Consider the following 1,517-nt stretch of genomic DNA (forward strand, 5'->3'; position numbering starts at 1 on the left):
TTAAACCCTTGGTGATATTGCAGCAACAGGCTTAAGCCTGCCGTTGGCATGCCTGACAACCGCAGTTTTTGTATGAAGCATGCAAATTACTCGTCTCAGAGAGCCTACTTCCAAAAATACGTCGTTATTTATCAGAGACTGACACCCAGCAGCGTGCTTCCTTGCTGTTCAGAAAGTGTTTAGGATGTCCTGTATGTTCTCTGTATGTTCGGCTTTTAGGATGTCCTGTATGTTCATAAGCCTGCCGAAAGCATGCCTGGCAACTGCAATTCTGCATAAATCTTCGAAAGTGAGCGTCTCAGAGAGTCTCATTTCCAAAAAACTGTCGTTATTTATCAGAGACTGCCCCCTGCAACGTGCTTCCTTGCGGCTCAGAAAGTGTTTTGGATGTCCTGTATGTTCCGTATGTTCTTACTGAGTGTGCGTGAACTTTAATCAGGCTTTACCCACACCAACCCCTGGGGGATGAATGGGTCAACGACCGGCTGCTCCATTCCAGCATGGATCCCCAAGTTGGTCAGCGCCACAGCAAACTCGGCATAATGGCCGCGAGTTGTGCCGCTTTCTTCGCCGTAACGGGCGCCATGGTGCCAAATAGCTAAGTTGCGTTTAATACCATCTTCAAAGCTCAACGCATCTTTGTGAATGATCCCCCACAGCGCCAGATGTAGGGTAAAGTAATTGCTGCGGAAGGTAATTTTTTTGCTGGGCTTGGCGGTGTATTCGTCCAGACGTTTCTGGCAATGGGCACTGGCTTTATCATGGTCGCCGTTAAACCAGGCTTTTAGGGCATGCACTAAATCATCCGCAGTATCAGGTTTGGGGTTGCCGGGGAAGTGCCCTTCCGGGTACAGCAAGCAGGCTTCTTTGGCGATAGCCAACTCACCGGCGGCCATGGCGCAGTTGAAACAACTGACGACATTGATAGCTTGATTTCCTCGAGATACCTTTTCGCCGATAAACTCCGGGTCAGTCGGGTCAAAAGCCATTTTAAGTGGCCGTAACTGATACTCGGCGGCTTTTTTGAAAGCGGCCTTGGCCTCATCAAATTTTTGGTTCAGTGCATAGGACATGGCCACAGAGGCTTGATCAAAACCGCGGCCACTGTAATAACTTTCTTTTTCATAATCCTTGTAAAATCCGGCTTCATCCAAGGCTTTTTTTCGGGCGATATCATCCAGATCAATTTGAAGTTCAGTAGCAAGCTGCTCCGCCGAGAGTTGGGGGATTTTTTTGGTCATGGTTATTTGTTTCCTTTCAATGCGTTTAATCCATCGGCAAATGTACTCTTGACTGTCTCAAACTCAGGGATGGTGAACTCTTGGAGTGCCCCATCTTTGGGAGGTAATAGATTACCTTTATTATCCTGCCAAAAGTAACGTACCTTGCCAGTTTCGGTGTTGGTAAAGATTGCCAGGTGGTTTTTCTTACCCTCTTTGTCCAAGATACTTTGCCACAGCGCCTAATGCCGATCAGTTAAGACAGATCGCTTGACGATCTCACTGAAAGGATCAAAA

Annotated in this window: 1 protein-coding gene; it reads right to left on the bottom strand. The window is 47.5% G+C overall.

Annotation, left to right across the window (positions count from 1 at the left end; all coding sequences use genetic code 11):
* Nucleotides 1–431: 431 nt before the first annotated feature.
* Complete coding sequence (locus CX651_RS19690; protein WP_101057797.1) at nucleotides 432–1,241, bottom strand: hypothetical protein; 810 nt, start codon at nucleotides 1,239–1,241, stop codon at nucleotides 432–434.
* Between the last annotated feature and the right edge of the window lie 276 nt (nucleotides 1,242–1,517).

The organism is Shewanella chilikensis (genome assembly GCF_002836945.1).
Classification (GTDB): domain Bacteria; phylum Pseudomonadota; class Gammaproteobacteria; order Enterobacterales; family Shewanellaceae; genus Shewanella; species Shewanella chilikensis.